Below are 15,061 nucleotides of genomic sequence, written 5' to 3'. Positions count from 1 at the left end.
GCTGAGGGGCTGAAGCCTCAAGGACCTAAGCTGCCTTGAGTCACTTTTGCAAGGCCTTCTATTTTGCCGCGTGCAGCACCACTGTCGATGGATTTTGATGCCATATCAACACCTTCCGGAAGGCCGTGGGCAACGCCTGCGATGACGAGAGCGGCGGCGGCGTTCAGCAAGACGGCGTCGCGGTAGGCAGAAGTTTCTCCGGCGAGAAGCGCTTGAAACGCGCGGCCGTTTTCTTCAGGCGTGCCTCCGATGATGGCCTCAAACGGGTGGACAGGCAGGTGCGCGTCTTCTGGGTGCACAGTCATTTCGGTGATCACACCATCTTTCAGTGCGACGATGGCTGTCGGGCCGGTAATGGTAATCTCATCCGTACCGTCCGAGCCGTGGACAAGCCAAGCGGCTTCGGAGCCGAGCGCGTGAAGCGTTTCGGCCATAGGGCGGAGCATTTCTTCGGAGAACGCACCCGTCAGTTGGCGCTTCACGCCTGCGGGGTTCGTGAGAGGGCCGAGGATGTTAAAAATCGTGCGAGTGCCAAGTTCCGCGCGGGTCGGCATGACGTGGGCAATTGCGGGGTGGTGCATCGGGGCCATCATGAAGCCGATGCCAACTTTGTTGATGGCTTTTTCGACTATTTCGGGGCCGACCATGACGTTGATACCCATCTGGGTCAGGGCGTCGGCGGCTCCGGATTTCGAACTTAGATTGCGGTTGCCGTGCTTGGCGACTGTGACACCAGCGCCGGCCACCACGAAGGCCGTGGCGGTCGAGATATTAAGGGTGCCTTTGCCGTCGCCGCCGGTGCCAACGATGTCCATAGCCCCTTCCGGCGCAACCACTTTGCGGCACTTTGCGCGCATCACGCTGGCGGCGGCGGCGTATTCTTCGACCGTTTCGCCGCGGGTGCGCAATGTCATAAGGAGGCCGCCGATCTGGCTGGGGGTGGCTTCGCCGTTGAACAAAATGCGGAAGGCGGTTTCAGCCTCGGCGCGGGTCAGGGGGCGATCAACGGCGGTTGCGATCAGCGATTTGATGTCGGATGTCATGCGTGCACCGGAACGATGTCGAGGAAATTTTGCAGCATGGCATGTCCATGTTGAGAACGGATCGATTCGGGGTGGAACTGCAGCCCGTGGATTGGTTTGGCTTTGTGTTGAAACCCCATGATGATTCCATTGTCGAGCCATGCCGTGATTTCTAGCTCATCAGGAAGCGTGTCGCGGTCGACAATCAGCGAGTGGTAACGAGTGGCGTCCAGCGGTGAGGGCAGGCCTTTGAACAGCGATTTGCCATCATGGTGCATCTGGCCAAGTTTGCCGTGGACGATTTCTCCGGCGCGAACAACTTTACCGCCAAAAGCTTGCCCTATGGCTTGGTGGCCAAGGCAAACACCTAGAAGCGGCGTGTTGGTTTCGGCGGCGGCCTGCGTGAGAGCCAGGCAAATGCCTGCTTTGTCTGGGTCACAGGGGCCGGGGCTTAAGATAATGGCTTCGGGCTTCAGCGCCATCGCCTCTTGAACGGTGAGGGCATCATTGCGGTGAACCTGGCATTCCGCTCCAAGCTCGCCCAGAAAATGGACGAGGTTGAAGGTGAAACTGTCGTAATTGTCGATCAGGAGTAACATTTTGCGTGTCTTCGCGCCTATGGGTGCAGATATGGGGTGTCAGGCGCCGAAAGCGCCGGTATACTTGGTCAGAGGTGTCGCCATTCGTCAAGGCACCCATGGGCAATTGAGCAGAGTAAAGGAGAGGGCGTTGGGACGCGGCTTTCTCGCGGGCATATTTTGGGGCGGTATCGTGGGCTTTGCGATGCTAGCTGTTTCCAGTCTTGTATTCGGTCGCCAAGAGCTAAGCTTGCCGCGACCGGAGGCAGTACCTGTTGAGGTGCCTGCCGGCACTGAATTTGATCAGGCACGACCTGAAACAAACCCCGTGGTTCCCGAGGCTGAGACACGCCCAGGCGCTGAGGGCGTCGCTGGCGTCGTCGCCCCGGACGATGCGGTTGAAACACCGCCTGCGTTTGACACCTCGTCTTTAGCGGTTCCGCAGCCAAGCGTTGAAGGCCCAGCCGGCCTTGCGGGCACTCCCGAGGTCGCGGAAGAAATTGACATTAACGTAACCGGACCATCGGCCCCAAGCGCAGATGCGCCGGATGCGGGCCGCGCGCTTGTCGCACCGGAGGTTCCGGCACAAGCGCCTGAGACCGCGACCGATGCGCCGGTTGAGGGGCAAGCGCCTGCAACTGATGATGTGGCGGTGGTGGCTCCCAGTGCTGTGGAAGAGACTGCTCCTATGGCGCCTGCACCCGAAGCCACGGACACGATCGAAGCGCCGACGCCTCGGATCTTTGAGACCGACACTGCAGATCCGCCGGAAACGCCCGTAGCCCCCGAAGCCGTTGACGCGCCCGAAGCAGACCTTGCGCCGAACGCCATCGTGCGCGTGGACGGGGGCGAGAGCGAGTTTTTCAAGCCGGTCGACGAGATCGGCAATATGGCGCAGAACGTGGAAACCGACCGTCTTCCGCGGATTGGATCAGCCCCCGAGGCCGAAGAGACGGCACTGCCGACCGAGCGTCCAGCGCCCGGCGATGTCGCTGAAAACGTTGATGAGGCGGCGCCTGAAACACCCGCTATGATCGTTACCGGCGATGCTTTGACTCGTTGGGCCACTGACTTTGAGGTAACAGACGACCTGCCATTGATGTCGGTCGTTCTTGTGCATCGCGGCGAGAGCGCCTTGTCGGCGGATGTTGTGGATGGTTTGCCCGGCACTGTGTCCTTTGCCGTGAATGCCGGATCGCCCGGTGCTGCAAAGATTGCAGCAGACTATCGCGCGATGGGCCGCGAAGTGGTGATGATCCCGTCGTTGCCGGTTGGGGCCACGCCGCAGGACGTCGAAGTGGCGCTTCGGGTGAACTTTGAAACAATCCCCGAAGCGGTCGCCGTCATGGACAATTCGGGCGAGAGCTTCCAGTCAGATCGTGCGGCAGTGGCACAGGTTGTCGACGTTGTTGCGGCCTCGGGCCATGGCTTGATCACCTTCCCACGCGGACTGAACACCGCCCACCAGCGCGCCGAACGTGCAGGCGTACCGACGGGGCTGATTTTCCGCGACATTGATGGGGCGAATGAAACCAACGAGCAAATTCGTCGTGCGATGGACCGGGCTGCGTTCCGCGCACGTCAGGACGAAGCGGTGATACTGGTTGGGCGGACTGAAGCCAGGACGCTTGAGGCCTTGGCCGAATGGGTGCTTGGCAACCGCGCGGCCAGTGTGACGTTGGCACCAATCTCGGCGGCTTTGACCACAAACTGATTTCGGGATTCTGCATCGATGTGCGCGCAAGCTTTGCGGACGGCATTGGCGGCGTCTGGCTCTCGGGTCTGATGCATATTCAAATGGATGTTGGCGGACGCACAGATGTTCATTGGTCCCGATGGTAGTGGTTTATGAAGATTTTGGTCGATGCGATTGCACCTTGCGGCAATTTTCTATTGCAGGGTCTGTGAGGTGGCCTTCTGCGCTTTAGATCGTGCTGTCCCCAGCGACCCTCTGGGAAAGCGGAGGCATCGGCGATCAGGTTGAGAGGCTACGCCTTAAAGACAAAAGCCCCAAACGATGTGTCCGGGGCCTTTGTGTTGAAATACAGAATTGTATTGATGCTTAGTATACCTGTGCGTTCGCTTCAGCGAAGGACAAAAGCCGCTTTTGCTTGTCGTCCCAAAGGTGCAGGCGCGCGCAGGCAAGGCTTTCGCCGATTGTCATCCGATTGCTGTTGGCAAGTTCGACGTGATCTTTCAGGACCTCTGGCAAGCGGTAGAAAGGTATCCGGCTGTAGAGGTGATGCACGTGGTGGATGCCGATGTTCGCGCTTAGCCATTGTAAGGGCGCGGGCATGACGTAGTGCGAACTGCCGTGGAGTGCCGCGTCGTGTAGTTGCCAGTCGCCATCTTCGTCCCAGTGTGTGTCTTCAAACTGGTGCTGAACGTAAAACAGCCACATGCCAGCGGTTCCCGCAAGAAGCGTTGACGGCAGGAAGATTAGCAGCAGCGGCATCAGACCACCGAAGTAGGTGATTACAGCAAGGGCTGCGATGATGACCGCGTTGGTGCCCATCGCGCTGACCCAATATTTTGCCTGGTTCATAAGTCCAAGCGGCAGGCGGTTCTGAAGCAGGAACAAATAGCCGGGGCCGAGGCCGAACAGAACAATCGGGTTGCGGTAAAGGCGATATACAAGGCGGCCAAAAGGGCTGCGGTCATTGTATTCAGTGACCGTCAGGGTTGCGATGTCTCCGATACCACGACGGCCTAGGTTACCGGACGCGGAATGGTGGATCGAATGGCAGTGACGCCAGACAGCATAAGGTGTTAGCGTCAGCACGCCAAGGGCGCGGCCGGTCCAGTCGCTTGCAGTTCGGTTCTTGAAGAACGCTCCGTGGCCGCAATCGTGCTGGATCGTAAAGAGGCGTAAAAGGAAGGCGCCGTTGGCGATCGATATGGCAAGTGTCAGCCAGTAGGACACAGATAACGACCACCATGCGAATGCCCAAAGACCAAAGAACGGTCCAATGGTTACACCAAGTTCAAAAAGGCTTCGCGCGGTTGACGGATCGCGGTACGCTGAAAGCTGTTTTATCCAATCACGCGCGTCGGAAGGGGGCGGCTTCTCAACCTGGGGCTCTGAGTTATCGAACATGTGCCTGCTTTTTTTGTAATTGTGGATGTCTTGATAAACAAAAGTGCCCACATCGCAATGAATATCACGACAAGAATGCCGGGGCGCGACAACTTAACCACTTTCTTGGTTAAAGACGTAGCAATACAATCTTTGTCTGTTCGGCGGCATTTAACGAAAAAGGGCGACGCTTTCGCACCGCCCTGTATTTGCCGTGAAGGTCAGAGGATCAAGCGAACCACCAACGCTCCTGTACTTTGTTGCCATCGTTCGCCCAGTTGGCGGCTACATCCTCGTCGTGGGCCAGCGTCTTGGAGTGTGCGGCGAGGTAGCTTGCGAACATTGCGACGATTGCACCGCCATCGTCCTGCAGCAGGCTTTGCGCTTCGTAGTACTGCGCGCGGCGTGCGGACTCGTCGGTTTCAGCACGGGCTTGAACAACAAGGCTGTTGAACTGGTCCGAAGCTTCCGTCGTTTTCCAAGACGTATCGTTCCACTCGGTGTCGTTGGTGTAGGCGGAGGAATACATCCAGTCCTGTGTCGGACGACCCGACCAGTAACACGCGCACCAGGCCTTTTTGTTCCAGACGTTCGACCAGTAACCGTCCGATGGTTCGCGAACCACTTCGATTTCGATCCCGGCTTCTTTTGCCGAAGCAGAAATAAGCTGGGCCGCGTCGACGGCTCCGGCGAAAGCGGCGTCCGAGGCGGACAGTTGGATTGGGCCGGAATGGCCGGACTTCTTGTAATGCTCGGCGGCAAGTTCAGCGTTGAACTCGTGCACTGGCAGGTCAGGATTGAAAAACGGCATCGAAGCGTTCACGGGCACGTCGTTGCCGACTTCACCGTGGCCAAGCAGGATCTTGTCGACAAGTTCCTGACGTTTAATCGAATACTTCAATGCCATCCGGAGATCGTAGTTATCGAACGGCTCGAGATTGAGGCGCATTGGGAAGGTGTAGTGTTGTGTGCCCGTCGTTTTCAAAATGTCGATGGTCGGAACGCGGTTCATCAGAGCGACAGTGTTTGGAGGGATGTCGCCTGCAAAATCCACATCGCCGTTCATCACAGCGTTCTGGCGGGCGGTCGCATCGAGGATCGACAGCAATTCGTAACGATCGAAGTTTGCTGCCCCCTCTTTCCAGTAGTTTGCGTTCCGGTTGAAAGTTGCACGTACGCCGGGTTCGTAGTTTTCGACCACATAACCACCGGTACCGATGCCGCTTAGCGCGTCAACGACGCCATCTTCAGACGGCAGAATGATCAGGTGATAGTCTGAAACGATGAAGGGGAAGTCAGCGTTTGCACTTTCAAGCTCGAAAATAACCCGGTTTGGGCCATCTGCCCGCATTGAGGAAATCTGAGTTACAAGACCTTTGGCGGCTGACTTAGAATCTTCGCCACGGTGATAGTTCATCGTCGCGATGACGTCGTCTGCTGTAAGCGATTTGCCGTTGTGGAATTCGACGCCAGGACGCAGGTTGAAGATCCATGTCGAGGCTGTGTCGCCGGGCTCGAAGCTTTCGGCCAGTTCGCCCACCAGTTCGCCAGACTTGGAAACTTCAGTCAGGTTGTTGCCACGGCTGTAGACGACATGTGTGCTGAAATCGTTCTCAGCTGTTGCCGGATCAATCGAGTCCGTGGTTGAGCCGTGACCCACGGCCATGCGGAATACACCGCCCATTTTCGGGGTAGCCGCTTGCGCGCGACCCGCGAGTGACATGGCGGTTGGCAGGGTTACACCCGTGGCCAGTGCCGACATGATAAAGCGACGACGGTTGATCTGACCTGCGGTCAGACGCTGTGCCTGAAGCTTGAGATAGCTCTCTTTTTTCATTTGGTTCTCCCAGTTTTTCGTTTGTCGCCCGAAATTTAGTGCGGGCATTGTTCCATTATCCGCTAGCATAACCGCGGTTTCGCACCGATGACACCCCAAACTGATGACGATCGCGCGACGTAAATCGCCCTCCAGGTGAATCGTCGGGGAATGCCGCTTAGGAAATCGGAGACGCGCTGATCTTGGGATGCGTCCCGTATCGGGGCCTATCGTGCGGTTTGGACCCACTCTATCTGGTCTGGTCGGGAAAGGCGGTGGCGTCTTCGGAATTGGTAAGTGCTTGGAACCAACTCTCGTCGCGCGTCGCGGGATCCGTCGTTCCGCTGTCGATCCAATCGAGAAGCGCACTGGTGATGCCGCGAGCTTTTAAACAGCGACAAACTGAGGGAACTTGCCTGGGCGCCTGCGTGCGTACGCGTTTGGCGGGCGAAGGATGCAGTTTGGGAATCGCCTGAGGCATTCGCGCGGTTTTCGAATTTTCCACGAGGCGCCATCTGGGCAGAGCGTTTCGTCACAGGCATCAGTGAGGGGGTGCTCCTGCCAATTGTCGCCTGAATAGTGTTGGAGCGGCACTTGGCGGCTTTGCGGGCTCCCCTAAAATTGTTGGTTTCCGCAGCGGCACTTGGATAGAAACAGCCTGTTGATCCATCGAAATAGCGAAATTATTCGTCACTTTGCGGCTGCCTTAGGGCAAGAAAACTTAACCGATTGTCGATTATAGGGAAACGACACCGTCCAATTATGTAATGAAATTGGACTTTGGCGCCGAATTGGCAGGCTTTTGTTTCCAATATCAAAACGAAGCGCAGAACGTGCTCTGTCAAGGGTCTCCAAGACGTCCCAATTCGAGACCAATTCGCCCGCGCTGCGCCAAACTTTCGACAATGGGATCATGGATAAAGGTATTTGTAAGCGGAACGTTGATGCCACATCCATCGCAGCGCACCGTGTAAAGAGTACTACCGGCTTGTTGTCGGTGCCCAGGGTAGGGGACGTGTTGAAAGGGTGTGGAACGCGGCACGTCCCGTTTTGGAATAGTAGGCCCGAACGTTCGGGTGTGTTAAAGGTAGGTTAAGTAATGAGTAATGCAGAAGAAGACAGATCTTACACCTCTGTATCCGGTATGATGCGCGTTCTGACACGTATTCGTGAAGGGGCTTCGACGCCAAAGGCGCAAGCTCCAGTTATCTCGAAATCCGCGCCGGAAGAGTCAGCTGACCGCTGGCCCTTGCCGGGTCTTGCGCCGATGACACGCGTGCGTACATCTTTTGGGGATGTGCATGCGGTGGCGTTGCGCAAGGGGGATTTGGTTCAGACACGTTCGGGCGATTTCAAGCCGATCGTCTGGTTGAACCGCGTCATGCTTGATGCGCAGTTTTTGGATGAGAAACTGGATTCGAACCCAATCCGGATTCAGGCGGGGGCCGTTGGCCACGCCATGCCCACGTCTGATGTGATGTTGTCGCCGCGCCAGATCGTTTGCGCTGGGGCAAAGTCCGGTAGGCCAAATCGTTTTGAAGCCAGTGACCTCGTTGAAAAGCCCGGCGTGAAGCGACAGCGCGAGACGGGTCTCAGCTATACGATGTTCCATCTCGGCGATACCGAGGAGGTTTACTGCGACGGCATTTACCTCTTGTTTGAGCCACTTCGTGAGTCCAACCCGGCCGCATAAACCAAATATTAGCCAGACCTTTTACGAAAAAGACCATGCCTTTCGGGATGCGCGGTCTTTTTCGACTTTGAAAGGATACGCGGTGGATGAGGATGTGATCCAGCTTGTTCGCCCAATCAGGGTTTTGATACTCGATGACACGCGCTCGGCCTGCTTGTTAATCCGCACGCTGCTTGTGCGCACTACTGGGGTCGAGGTCGCCGGCGAGGCAAACGACCGCTGTGAGGCGCGTGATCTGATCAAGCAGATATAGCCGGATGTTTTGATTCTTAATGTGAAAAAATGCCCCGGATAGACGGATTGGTGTTTCTGGAAAAGATCATGCGGCCTCATCCGATGCCGGTGGTCATGGTGTCGACGCCCACGGCCGAACAAAGAGAAGTTGCATTGCGGGCGTTGTCGCTTGCTGCGCTTGATTGCATTTTTTTTGAAGCGGTTTCAGCGCCGTAATTCGCGTTTCGCTAATAGAGCTGACACCATCGTTATAGCGGCAGATACGAAAGTGCGAAAAAACCGGCAAAGCCAAGCAGTTGATCGACCATTTGAATCGCTGCTTAGTTGGTTTTGACGACGGCCTATCCGAGGCTTCGCTAAGGCGTGGTTACGCGATCTGGTAAACTACTTTTAATTTTCTAGATGTGAGATCAGGCCGATCAGTGCGGCGTAGTCATCTTCGACAACATGTACGGCGAAGTTCTGCATGAAGCCGGCAAAGCGGCCTTTGTCGCGGAAAGCGTCCGCAAAGCCGAAGGTTTGCATGTGCGGCGCAATGGCGCGGGCGACGCCTCCGACTAGGTAAAGCCCGCCAAACGGCAAATGAACCAGTGCCAGGTTGCCGCAGACTGTTCCAAGAAGGCGCACAAATGTTGCGACAGCAGCGGTGGCAACTTCATCATCACCGGTGTTGCAGGCGGCCATGATGTCGGCGGCGCTGCGTTCCGAGGGCGAACCTGCTTTGTTGGCGTGCCAGCGGTAGACGCGTTCAAGACCGCGCCCCGACAGCACGTCTTCAATTGCGGGAAAGCCGTGAGCGGTTTCGACAAAGTGGCAAAGCGCCAGGTCTTCTGCGGTACGGATCGGCAAGTTGGCGTGGCCCGATTCAGACGGCGGCACGAACCGGCCCTGCAGGGTGTCGTGAACGGGCGCAGCGTTGAAACCGGTGCCGACACCGATTACCAGACGGCTGCTGTGCGGCGCGGTTGCGGGGCCGGCGACCACATTCAACATGTTCGCGTCATCAATCAGACCAAGCGCGTGTCCTTGCGCCTGAAGGTCGTTCAGAACGGCGACCTGCTCTGCCCCCGTCGCGCGCGCGAGCGTTTCACGGTCGATGGACCAGTCAAGGTTGGTCATCACTCCACTCCCATCTCGCACCGGACCTGCGACCGCCACCGAGGCGCCGTCGATGTCGGTGAGGCCTTGATGCTCTAGATAAGCGCGCAACACGGTTTCCAGGCCGGGGTAGCTTGCGTTTTTGAAGCGCTTAATTGTGTCGGATCGCAACTGCTGACCCGTCGCCAGTGCGACGCGGGTGTTCGTGCCGCCGACGTCGGCGACAAGCAAAGTTCGGGCGGGGGGCATAATTTTCATGGGCCGGGTCCGGTATGTTAGGTAGTGCGCTGTGCCGTGGTGTTAAGACGCTTTGGGGCGTTTCGGCAAGGGGCAGGGCGCATAGTCTATGAGCGCAGCTTCGCGGCCGAAGGTATTAGCGGGCCGGTGGATTGGCCGATTGTCAGTTCGGCTTCCATTAGGGTTTGCATTGGGCCCTCGTTGCGCAGACCTTCCTCGCGGCGGCGGATGATCTCGAGAAGCATCGCCGCACAACGCTGTCCGGCCTCGCGGACCGAAGATCGCACGGCGGTGAATAGTGGAACATCACCCGTATTGCGGAAATAGGACAAGTCGTCGTCGTGGATCACGATTGACACGTCCCGTCCAAACACAAGCCCGGCTTTGTTTATGGCACGACGCACACCAATGGCCGGGATGATCGAAGAAACCACAAAAGCGGTAGGAGGGTTTGATGTTGAGAGCATCCTGCGCGCGACTTCAAAGCCGTAGTTCTCAGTCATCTCATCATGGGCAATCAATTCTGGGTCCGCGGCAATACCGCGCTCCAATAGGGCTCGCGTGTAGCCGTCGTTGCGGCGGTGGGCGAAGTCCATCGTGGCAAGGCCGTTCAGCAGCGCTATGCGGCGATGGCCAAGATCAAGGAGAAGGCCGGTGGCGCGCTCAAAGGCGCGGCGGTTGTTTACATCAAGCCAGTTGTAGGCGCCGATGATGCCACTTGAGCGGCCATGCACCACGAAGGGGATGTCGAGGTCCTGAAGCATTGGGATCCGTGTGTCGGTGAGGGTAGGCGCTTGCACGATCAGGCCGTCGACGACCTGCCGGATCGCGATATCGCGGTAAACGCGCTCGTGATCCGAATCAGCAACCACCGACAAAAGCAGGTCGTAACCGGCCCGAGAGTATTCCTCGCCTGCACCCGCAATAAAATCCGCGAAAATCGGGTTCACCATTTCATGCTTGCTGGATACCGGCACAACATGGGCGATCGTCATGGAACGCCCTGTAGCCAGGCTCTTGGCGCGTGTGTTTGGGCGATAGCTATGCGCCTCAGCTGCTTTGCGCACTTTGTGGCGGGTGGCTTCGCTGACCTCGGGATAGCCGTTCAGCGCGCGGCTGACAGTGGTCTGCGACAGACCGAGCTTTTCTGACAGTTGCTTCAAATTCATACAGCTGATCATTATCAAAGCGCTTTGAAACTTCAACCGTAGATACGAATAATCCCTATTATTCGGTCAAACACGGCTTATTTGTTTCCGCGCGTAAACTTACGGTCTTAGGAAATAAATGCGATTTTTACGACGTTTGATTGACATTTGAATAACGATCAGCGAAATTCGTGGCAGTCAAAGCGCTTTGGAAGTTTGGTGAAAAGCCAAATTAGCCCTCGCGTAACCCAAATTGTGCTTTCTGGGAGGAAATCAATGAAAAAGACACTTTATACCGGTGTGGCTGTCGCTGCATTGACGGCTGGCTCGGCATTTGCCGACGGTCACCTTACATTCACGCCTGGTGAAGGCCCCTTCAGTTGGGACAGCTATAGCGCATGGGCTGAATCCGCGCCTGACCTCAGCGGTCAGACCGTTACGGTCAGCGGCCCTTGGCTTCAGCCAGAAGATGCCGTCTTCCGCAGCGTGATCGCTTATTTCGCAGAAGCCACTGGAGCTGAAGCAATTTACACCGGTTCGGACTCGTTTGAGCAGCAGATCGTTGTGGACGCCGAAGCAGGTGCCGCGCCAAACATCGCGGTGTTCCCGCAGCCCGGTTTGGCTTCGGACATGGCCGCGCGCGGTCTTTTGACACCGCTGCCAGCTAGCATGGGCGACTTCGTGGCAGAGAACTATGGCGCGGGTCAGTCCTGGGTTGATCTGGGCACTTTTGCAGATGCCGACGGCAACGATCAGTTATTTGGCTTCTTTTACAACGTCAATGTGAAGTCGCTTGTTTGGTTCGTACCTGAGAACTTTGAAGATTCAGGGTACGAAGTCCCAACAACAATGGAAGAGCTTCGTGCGTTGACCGAGGAGATCGTGGCAGACGGCGAAACACCGTGGTGCATTGGTCTGGGTTCCGGTGCGGCGACCGGCTGGCCAGCAACCGACTGGGTCGAAGACATCATGCTACGCACACAGCCTGCTGACGTCTACGATGCTTGGACAACCAACGAAATTCCGTTCAATGACGCGCGCGTCGTTGCGGCGATCGAGGAGTTCGGTTGGTTTGTTGGGGACGACGACAAAGTTGCCGGTGGCGCCGGTGCAGTTGCATCGACCGACTTCCGCGACAGCCCAAAGGGTCTCTTTTCAGCGCCAGCGCAGTGCTACATGCACCGTCAGGCTTCGTTCGTGCCCGCTTTCTTTCCTGAAGGTATCGAGTTCGGTGAAGACGTAGATTTCTTCTACTTCCCATCTTACGCCTCCAAGGACCTGGGCAACCCGGTTCTGGGCGGTGGCACAGTGATGTCGATCACGGATCCTTCGGATGCGTCTAACGCGCTGATGGAATTCCTTCAGCTGCCGCTGGCACACGAAGTATTCATGGCACAGTCGGGCTTCCTGACACCGCACAAGGGCGTCAACCTGGACGCTTATCTAAACGACGCGCTGCGCGGTCAGGGTGAGATCCTGATCAACGCAACAACCTTCCGGTTTGACGGTTCTGACCTGATGCCGGGCGGCGTTGGCGCAGGGTCGTTCTGGACAGGGATGGTCGACTATACAAGCGGCAAGGACGCCCAGACTGTTGCTGACGAAATCCAGAAAAGCTGGGACGCTCTGAAGTAATTGCGCTTTCATAAACTCGAAGCCTCCGGCCAACGCGCCGGGGACTTTCAGATACGAAACACAATAAGAAAACTACTTTGCTGAAACAGCGTTAGGGAGGGGTCCGATGAATCCGGCATTACTGGGTCTCGTGACAATTATCGTCGGTGTTGGCGGTTGCCTTGGGTACTTCTACTTTTCCAATATGATCCTCGATAAGTTCATCTTCCCGGCGACGGGACCGAACAGAGGTCGAAACATCAACCGTGCCAATCAGGTTCGCCCTTGGTTGTTCCTGTTTCCCGCAATTTTCGCGCTTGGGCTCTATCTTGCATATCCGGTGTTCGAGACGCTTCGTCTGTCTTTGACCGACCGGTCGCAGGATGATGCCTTTGTTGGCCTTGCGAACTACCAGCAGATGTTCTCAGAAACCAAATTCTGGGAAGCCATGCGCAACAACATGCTGTGGCTGATCGTTGTGCCTGCGGCCTCGACCGCGTTCGGCCTTCTGGCAGCGCAGCTGACGGACCGTATCGCCTGGGGCGCTGCGGCGAAGTCAATGATTTTCATGCCGATGGCGATCTCGTTTGTAGGTGCGTCGGTGATCTTTAAGTTGATTTACGACACACGGCCGGAAGACCAGAACCAGATCGGCGTTCTGAACGCAGTCTGGCTCCAATTTGAAGGCGGCGCGGGTTCGTTCATGTTCCTGAAGCTGCTGCCGCTTTTGATCGTTGCATCGTTTGGAGCCATCGTAGCCTATGTCGGCTATATTCTGCTAAAGCCATTTATCACTGCAGGCGAAAAGCCCGGCGGTGCCGGCTTTATCGTGGTACGCCTGATTGGTATCGCTGTGGCGGCCTGGCTGGTTCTTACGTCCATTGGATCCTTGTTCGGGATCGTGACGACGACCTTGCCGTATGGCGAGCCGCAGACCTGGCTGACGTTGCCGTTCTATAACAGCTTCTTTCTGATGGTTGTGTTGATCTGGATCCAAACAGGCTTTGCCATGGTGATCTTGTCGGCAGCGCTTCGCGGAATCCCTGAAGAGACCATTGAGGCCGCGGTTATCGACGGCGCAAACCCGTTCCAGATCTTCTTTAAGATCAAGGTTCCGCAGATCATGCCGACGATTGTCGTGGTCTGGACCACCATCACCCTGACGGTTCTTAAGGTCTTTGACATCGTGTTCGCGATGACCAACGGCCAGTGGGAAACGCAAGTTTTGGCGAATTACATGTTCGACAAGTTGTTCCGTGCGAACGACTGGGGCGTTGGTTCGGCCAGTGCAATCATCATCATGTTGCTGGTGTCACCGATCCTTATTTGGAATGTGTACAACGCCCGCAAAGAAATGCGCTGAGGAGGCTAGAGGTTATGAACAGTATAGCTGGTACCAAATCGAGCCTCACTTGGGCAGTTCACATCTCGGTGGTGTTCCTTGTTGCCCTTTGGATGTTCCCGACTGTGGGTCTTTTGGTGTCGTCGTTCCGCACGACGGATCAGATCTCGTCTAGCGGTTGGTGGAAATCTATGTTCCCGACGGAGCAAACTATTCAGTTGCGTACAGGCGGCGCATCTGCGGCGGTTCAGGACGGCGGCCTCTACGTGGTCGAGGGAAACATCTTGACCGACGAAGGGGGGCCGGGCACTGGGTCTGAACCGGTGGCTTTCGGTGTCTCGTCGCGCGAAATCGGCGCCTTTCAGATCGGCGATACCGCCGAGTTTTCGGATGGTGCGGAAACCCTGACGCTGAACGCTGACGGGGCCTACCGCTACACAAGCGTTGAAGAACCGGGACGTCGTGGTCAGCGGGTCTTTTTGACGGCTGTTACCCCGGCTCAAGCGACGCTTGATAACTACAAAACGATCCTGTTTAGCGGAACCGGTCAGGATAATATGGCCAAGGCGTTTTTCAACACGATGACTGTCACAGTCCCGGCGACGATCATCCCGATCGTCATCGCAGCTTTTGCCGCTTACGCATTGGCGTGGATGGATTTTCCGGGCCGCGCCCTGTTGATCGCTTTAGTGGTGGCGCTTTTGGTGGTGCCGTTGCAGTTGGCGCTTATCCCGCTCCTAAGGCTCCATCTGGGGATCGGCATAGGAAAGGGGTATCTTGGCGTTTGGTTAGCCCATACAGCCTTTGGTCTGCCGCTCGCGATTTACCTCCTCAGAAACTACATGGTCGGTTTGCCGCGCGATATTATCGAGAACGCTAAGGTTGACGGCGCGACGGATTTTCAAATCTTCACCAAGATCATCCTTCCTCTGTCTTTCCCGGCGCTCGCGTCCTTCGCAATTTTCCAGTTCCTGTGGACATGGAACGATCTGCTAGTCGCAAAGGTGTTCCTGATTGACGCAACTGGTTCCACCACGGTGATGACAAACCAGATTGTCGAACTTCTCGGGACACGAGGCGGCAACTGGGAAATCCTGGCGACGGCGGCCTTCGTGTCGATTTCGGTGCCTCTTGTCGTGTTCTTTGCGATGCAGCGGTATCTTGTGCGCGGCCTTCTGGCCGGTTCCGTCAAGTAGGGTAGGG

At 56.7% G+C, this 15,061-nt stretch carries 13 protein-coding genes; 7 read left to right on the top strand and 6 right to left on the bottom strand.

The genetic code is table 11. The features are described from left to right. Positions 1 to 17: 17 nt before the first annotated feature. Together trpD and Q1B15_RS12130 are read right to left on the bottom strand one after the other, a co-directional pair. Entirely contained in the window at positions 18 to 1,043 is a 1,026-nt protein-coding gene (gene trpD / locus Q1B15_RS12135) for an anthranilate phosphoribosyltransferase (RefSeq protein WP_299753997.1), read from the bottom strand. Next, a complete protein-coding gene (locus Q1B15_RS12130; RefSeq protein ID WP_299753996.1) occupies positions 1,040 to 1,621 on the bottom strand; it encodes an aminodeoxychorismate/anthranilate synthase component II in 582 nt (193 codons plus the stop codon). The genes trpD and Q1B15_RS12130 overlap by 4 nt, the downstream gene beginning before the upstream one ends. Before the next feature lie 130 nt (positions 1,622 to 1,751). Between Q1B15_RS12130 and Q1B15_RS12125 the strand changes: the two genes are divergently transcribed. Then, a complete protein-coding gene (locus tag Q1B15_RS12125) occupies positions 1,752 to 3,314 on the top strand; it encodes a polysaccharide deacteylase family 2 protein (protein WP_299753995.1) in 1,563 nt (520 codons plus the stop codon). A 348-nt stretch (positions 3,315 to 3,662) separates the two neighbouring features. Here Q1B15_RS12125 and Q1B15_RS12120 read toward each other — a convergent pair whose 3' ends face one another. Together Q1B15_RS12120 and Q1B15_RS12115 are read right to left on the bottom strand one after the other, a co-directional pair. Continuing rightward, a complete protein-coding gene (locus Q1B15_RS12120; RefSeq protein WP_299753994.1) occupies positions 3,663 to 4,697 on the bottom strand; it encodes a fatty acid desaturase in 1,035 nt (344 codons plus the stop codon). 208 nt (positions 4,698 to 4,905) lie between these two features. Continuing rightward, complete coding sequence (locus Q1B15_RS12115; RefSeq protein WP_299753993.1) at positions 4,906 to 6,513, bottom strand: ABC transporter substrate-binding protein; 1,608 nt, start codon at positions 6,511 to 6,513, stop codon at positions 4,906 to 4,908. A gap of 1,078 nt (positions 6,514 to 7,591) precedes the next feature. Between Q1B15_RS12115 and Q1B15_RS12110 the strand changes: the two genes are divergently transcribed. Genes Q1B15_RS12110 through Q1B15_RS12100 form a run of 3 tightly spaced genes read left to right on the top strand, consistent with a single transcriptional unit; the run spans position 7,592 to position 8,635 of the window. Beyond that, a complete protein-coding gene (locus Q1B15_RS12110) occupies positions 7,592 to 8,185 on the top strand; it encodes a Hint domain-containing protein (RefSeq protein ID WP_299753992.1) in 594 nt (197 codons plus the stop codon). After that, positions 8,163 to 8,438: a hypothetical protein gene (locus tag Q1B15_RS12105; protein ID WP_299753991.1), complete on the top strand. Its 276-nt coding sequence runs from the start codon at positions 8,163 to 8,165 to the stop codon at positions 8,436 to 8,438. Before Q1B15_RS12110 ends, Q1B15_RS12105 begins: the two co-directional genes overlap by 23 nt. A 29-nt stretch (positions 8,439 to 8,467) precedes the next feature. Further along, a complete protein-coding gene (locus Q1B15_RS12100) occupies positions 8,468 to 8,635 on the top strand; it encodes a hypothetical protein (protein ID WP_299753990.1) in 168 nt (55 codons plus the stop codon). A gap of 174 nt (positions 8,636 to 8,809) precedes the next feature. Here the strand turns inward: Q1B15_RS12100 and Q1B15_RS12095 are convergent, their stop codons facing one another. Together Q1B15_RS12095 and Q1B15_RS12090 are read right to left on the bottom strand one after the other, a co-directional pair. Continuing rightward, entirely contained in the window at positions 8,810 to 9,775 is a 966-nt protein-coding gene (locus Q1B15_RS12095; protein WP_299753989.1) for a glucokinase, read from the bottom strand. 86 nt (positions 9,776 to 9,861) lie between these two features. Further along, positions 9,862 to 10,923 (bottom strand): substrate-binding domain-containing protein, encoded by a 1,062-nt coding sequence (locus tag Q1B15_RS12090; RefSeq protein WP_299753988.1) that lies wholly within the window; start codon positions 10,921 to 10,923, stop codon positions 9,862 to 9,864. 255 nt (positions 10,924 to 11,178) lie between these two features. On the opposite strand from Q1B15_RS12090, the gene Q1B15_RS12085 reads away from it, so the two are divergent. From Q1B15_RS12085 to Q1B15_RS12075, 3 genes are all read left to right on the top strand, one after another. Next, positions 11,179 to 12,537: an ABC transporter substrate-binding protein gene (locus Q1B15_RS12085; protein WP_299753987.1), complete on the top strand. Its 1,359-nt coding sequence runs from the start codon at positions 11,179 to 11,181 to the stop codon at positions 12,535 to 12,537. Between the two features lie 106 nt (positions 12,538 to 12,643). Then, entirely contained in the window at positions 12,644 to 13,879 is a 1,236-nt protein-coding gene (locus Q1B15_RS12080) for a sugar ABC transporter permease (RefSeq protein ID WP_299753986.1), read from the top strand. Between the two features lie 14 nt (positions 13,880 to 13,893). After that, positions 13,894 to 15,054 (top strand): carbohydrate ABC transporter permease, encoded by a 1,161-nt coding sequence (locus tag Q1B15_RS12075; protein ID WP_299753985.1) that lies wholly within the window; start codon positions 13,894 to 13,896, stop codon positions 15,052 to 15,054. Positions 15,055 to 15,061: the final 7 nt, after the last annotated feature.

It is taken from the genome of uncultured Boseongicola sp. (assembly GCF_937988555.1).
In the GTDB taxonomy this organism is placed as follows: domain Bacteria; phylum Pseudomonadota; class Alphaproteobacteria; order Rhodobacterales; family Rhodobacteraceae; genus Boseongicola.
The sequence above is the reverse complement of the archived record's forward strand: the minus strand, read 5'-3'. Positions and strand labels throughout refer to the sequence as shown.

Coding starts and splice junctions, on each gene's coding strand:
- Q1B15_RS12075 (WP_299753985.1), top strand. CDS start 13,894: ATGAACAGTATAGCTGGTACCAAATCGAGCCTCACTTGGGCAGTTCAC.
- Q1B15_RS12100 (WP_299753990.1), top strand. CDS start 8,468: ATGCCCCGGATAGACGGATTGGTGTTTCTGGAAAAGATCATGCGGCCT.
- Q1B15_RS12095 (WP_299753989.1), bottom strand. CDS start 9,775: ATGAAAATTATGCCCCCCGCCCGAACTTTGCTTGTCGCCGACGTCGGC.
- Q1B15_RS12120 (WP_299753994.1), bottom strand. CDS start 4,697: ATGTTCGATAACTCAGAGCCCCAGGTTGAGAAGCCGCCCCCTTCCGAC.
- Q1B15_RS12110 (WP_299753992.1), top strand. CDS start 7,592: ATGAGTAATGCAGAAGAAGACAGATCTTACACCTCTGTATCCGGTATG.
- Q1B15_RS12090 (WP_299753988.1), bottom strand. CDS start 10,923: ATGAATTTGAAGCAACTGTCAGAAAAGCTCGGTCTGTCGCAGACCACT.
- trpD (WP_299753997.1), bottom strand. CDS start 1,043: ATGACATCCGACATCAAATCGCTGATCGCAACCGCCGTTGATCGCCCC.
- Q1B15_RS12085 (WP_299753987.1), top strand. CDS start 11,179: ATGAAAAAGACACTTTATACCGGTGTGGCTGTCGCTGCATTGACGGCT.
- Q1B15_RS12115 (WP_299753993.1), bottom strand. CDS start 6,513: ATGAAAAAAGAGAGCTATCTCAAGCTTCAGGCACAGCGTCTGACCGCA.
- Q1B15_RS12130 (WP_299753996.1), bottom strand. CDS start 1,621: ATGTTACTCCTGATCGACAATTACGACAGTTTCACCTTCAACCTCGTC.
- Q1B15_RS12080 (WP_299753986.1), top strand. CDS start 12,644: ATGAATCCGGCATTACTGGGTCTCGTGACAATTATCGTCGGTGTTGGC.